The organism is Alterinioella sp., from assembly GCF_058343375.1.
In genome coordinates this window covers 1-3,745 of sequence record NZ_JBTUJH010000101.1, presented here as the reverse complement: position 1 = coordinate 3,745, position 3,745 = coordinate 1, and the positions used below count along the sequence as shown (strand labels likewise).

4 protein-coding genes are annotated in these 3,745 nt (G+C 63.4%); 1 reads left to right on the top strand and 3 read right to left on the bottom strand.

Going from position 1 to position 3,745, the window contains the following annotated elements:
• Nucleotides 1–114: 2-oxo acid dehydrogenase subunit E2 (locus tag ACW8PS_RS14035; protein WP_491528120.1), on the top strand; the 114-nt coding region annotated here is incomplete at its 5' end.
• Nucleotides 115–183: 69 nt separating this feature from the next.
• On the opposite strand, the gene cysE is transcribed toward ACW8PS_RS14035, so the two are convergent.
• The 3 genes from cysE to ACW8PS_RS14020 all read right to left on the bottom strand — a co-directional run.
• Complete coding sequence (gene cysE, locus ACW8PS_RS14030; protein WP_491528119.1) at nucleotides 184–999, bottom strand: serine O-acetyltransferase; 816 nt, start codon at nucleotides 997–999, stop codon at nucleotides 184–186.
• Nucleotides 1,000–1,090: 91 nt separating this feature from the next.
• Nucleotides 1,091–1,801 (bottom strand): DUF2793 domain-containing protein, encoded by a 711-nt coding sequence (locus tag ACW8PS_RS14025; RefSeq protein ID WP_491528118.1) that lies wholly within the window; start codon nucleotides 1,799–1,801, stop codon nucleotides 1,091–1,093.
• Nucleotides 1,794–3,745 (bottom strand): baseplate megatron protein TIM-barrel domain-containing protein (locus tag ACW8PS_RS14020; protein WP_491528117.1); only part of this gene is annotated, 1,952 nt, incomplete at its 5' end. The genes ACW8PS_RS14020 and ACW8PS_RS14025, both read right to left, overlap by 8 nt.

Sequence of the window (3,745 nt, the reverse complement as noted above, 5' to 3'; positions counted from 1 at the left end):
GTGATGTCGGTCACCATGTCGGTCGATCACCGCGTCATCGACGGCGCGCTTGGCGCGAAGCTGCTGAATGCCATCGTGGACAATCTTGAAAACCCGATGACAATGCTGGCCTGACAGCCGGGCCCTGAAATACAAAAAAGGCGGGCCGCGATGGCCCGCCTTTTTGCAAATCTCACTGCGCCGTCAAACCTCTGACCCACCCGGCACGATCTGGTCCATCGACATGGACGGCTGATCACAGCCCGCCTCGCCGACGATCCTGGCCGGCACACCGGCCACGGTCTTGCAGGGCGGCACCGGCTCCAGCACCACGGACCCGGCAGCGATCCGGCTGCATTTGCCGATCGTGATATTGCCCAGAACCTTCGCGCCGGCACCAATCAGCACGCCGTCTTCTATTTTCGGGTGCCGGTCATCATCTTCCTTGCCGGTGCCGCCAAGCGTGACGGAATGCAGCATCGAGACATTGTCGCCCACCACCGCCGTTTCACCGATCACGATGGAATGGGCGTGGTCGATCATGATGCCCTTCCCGATTCTGGCGGCGGGGTGAATGTCGATACCAAACATCTCGCTGACCCGCATCTGCACGAAATAGGCCAGATCGGTGCGCCCGGCCTTCCACAGGTGATGCCCGACGCGAAACGCCTGAATGGCCTGAAACCCCTTGAAATAGAGCAAGGGTTGCAAAAACCGATGGCAGGCCGGGTCGCGGTCGAAAACAGCCACGATATCGGCCCGCGCCGCCACCCCCAGCACCGGATCCGCACCATAGGCTTCATCGGCAATCTCACGGATCAGCTGCTCCGACATTTCGCCCGAGGCCAGTTTCTGGGCCATGCGATAGGCCAGAGCCGCCTCAAGCGAGCCGTGATGCAGGATGCAACCATGCACCAAACCGCCCAAAAGCGGCTCCTCACGCACGGCGGCCTCCGCCTCGCGGGTGATGCGGCTCCAGACCGGGTCAAGCTCGGCCAGTCGGGTGCGGGTTTTTGCCATGACGGCCTCCGGGGTTTTACTGCCCTCCTTGATACATCAGATCGCGGGGCAGAACCAAGGTCAAACCTGTGATGGCCTGGATCACAATCGCTTATACGGCATCGGGGATGGTGAATTGCGCATAGTGAATGGCGATCCGCACCGTGCCATCGGTGAAATCGCCGCCATTCGCCGTCAGCAGCAGGGGCGTTCCGGCCCAGACCACAAAGGGGTTCACCGGGCCGCTGATCCATGAATTTTGTGCAATTCCCAGCCCATTGCCAAATCGGGCATCGCTGGCGGCATCGCCAAGGCGCCAATCGCTCAGGGTGCCGGTGATTGCCTGCGTCACCCGCCCGGTGGCCCCCAAAACAAGCGATCGGGCCGGAAATGACAGGCTTGCCGTAACGCTCGCGCCCGCAGAGATGCTCACATCCTGTTCGACGCTCATCATCGCCATTCCGGCCCCGCCCGGCGTGGCGCTCAGACCGCCACTGCGCCAGGCGCTGCCATCATGCAGGTCAATACTGCCGGTATCGGTGACAAAGGCCCGCCACCCGGCGCGCGGCGTGAAAAACACCCATCCGCCATTGACGAACTGCGCCACCTCGCCGTCACGTCCGGCCCAGGCGTTCACGGCATTTGTCGGCACGCCAAAGCATTCGCCCTCCAGCACGGCCCCCGGCGGTGTGGTCTGGCTGCGCGAGCGCAACGTCAATTGCACCACGCCATCCAGCCGTTGCAGCGCCTCGTTTACGGTGACGTGTTTTTGTGCCTGCGACGCGGCCAACAACGGCAGGCCAAGGTTTGTGGTGTCAGTCATTGATCTCGATCCTTGTAAATGGTCCGGGGCCGAAGCGCGCAGAAACCTGAGCGACTTCAATGGAATATGGCACGGTCACCCCGTCAGAGGCCCGCATCGCATCGCTATAGGAAAAACCCGATATTCCGGTCGTGACTTCGCGTTGCAGAACACCGCCAGTGTCGCGGATCCGCAGGATGTAGCTTTCAACATCCTCGCCCAGCGGCACTTCGCTTCCCTGCCAGCTGTCGCCGTCGATCCGGGTGCGTCTGATCCAGGTAATGTCACGCCCCGAACCGACCTGCAACGCGCGCAGATGGGCCGGTGCATAGGGCCGCAACCCGATGCCGTCAAAGGCCAGGTCCCGATGCACATAGCTTGGATGATCATAGCTTTTCGCGGCCTGACCGATCCGATAATGCCGCGCCAACCCGCGCGCCGACAACGCCATGTCAATCTGCTGCGGCCCGCCATCGAGCAACACGAATAGCGACCCCACCGGCCAATCTGGCGGCAAGGTTCCATCGCTGCCCGCCTGGCCGCGCAATCGCATCGTGATATCCCACAGATCTTCCCCCACCAATGTGGCATCGGCAAACTGGATCACTTCCCAATTCGCACCGTCGCCATCCCCGATTGCGGCCGCATTGGCCCCGTTCAGAACATCCTCAAGCGGGGCTGAGGCCAGCGCACCGGCCCCCAACCGCACCCTGAGCGCCGGGCCACGATCCCAGACCCCCGGCTCGGCACGAAACAGCGGGCTTTCCAGAACCCCGACGATCGAGCGCCGCTCGATCAGGCTGTTCAGCGTATAGCCGCTGTCACTGGCTGAACTATAGGCCGCCACCACCCCCGGCCAGGGCACGGCGGCCACCGCCAGATGCGGCGCGTGTTCAACCTCGTTACCGGTCAACAGCGGCAGATCCAGAAACACCGGGCTGACCGGTACCGGCGGCACGAAAGCCTCAAGCGTGACCGCATCCTCGACGGTGTCGGAGGGGTCGTAGATCTCCATTTCCGAGCGCACCGCCTCAACCTGACGCGCACCCGCATCCTCCAGCCGGTCCACCCGCCAGGAGGATCCATCCGCCATCTCGAAAATGGTTCCGGCCCCGATATCGCGCCGCGATGGCGGCAGGGCAAAGCTGATCGTGTCCCGCGCCACCCGCGATTCCGCCAGCCAGCGTTCGGCCACGGCGCGGCCCTCGCCGCCGGTCATCACCAGCGGCAGATCGCTCTGGCTGATGCCATCCTCAGAATCATCTGGGAAAACCGCTTCGCTCACGCGGGTCTCATAGGCCCCCGCCGCCTCGACATGGGAAAGCCGCACCCGGCCCACCATATCGGCGCGCGGCTGGCGGGTGTTGACCGGGGCCGCCAGACCATCCTCGCCCACCGCCATCAGATCGGCATCCACGACCGCCTCGGTCATCCCCACCCGCGAGCGAAAGACCAGCTTGCCATCGCGCTCGCTCGCCTCGAACCCATAGGCCAGCATCAAAGGTTGCAGCCTGGCCCGCGCGCTTTCCACGCCCGAGGATGCCGCGCCGCGCACGAAACCATGCAACCCACTGACATCATAGTCATAAACACCCGCCGACTCGCAGATTTCAGCCACCACATCGGCCAGCGGCTGCGCCCCCATCCGGCCCGAAATCCAATGCCCGCGCGCGTGGTTTTCGCCATCCGACCACAATTCCCGGTTATTGGGAAAGGCAGGCCAGGGCCGCGCATCCCAGGCCCAGACATAGGCATGGTCCATATCCAGCATCGGCGCGCCATACACATCCGAGACCGGGTTCTTGTCGGGATCCAGCCAGTAGCTCGTCATCGCGCGCAGATATTGCATCTGAATCAGATCATCGCGCCGACCCGTCGAATAATGCGGGATGCCCGATTCAGAGGATTTCGGATCGAGAAACTTGTTGGGCTGATTGGTGCCCTTGTCGATCGCCGCGCAGCCCA

Bases quoted from the DNA above. Each gene is read 5' to 3' on its own strand.
- cysE (WP_491528119.1), bottom strand. From the start codon at position 999: ATGGCAAAAACCCGCACCCGACTGGCCGAGCTTGACCCGGTCTGGAGC.
- ACW8PS_RS14025 (WP_491528118.1), bottom strand. From the start codon at position 1,801: ATGACTGACACCACAAACCTTGGCCTGCCGTTGTTGGCCGCGTCGCAG.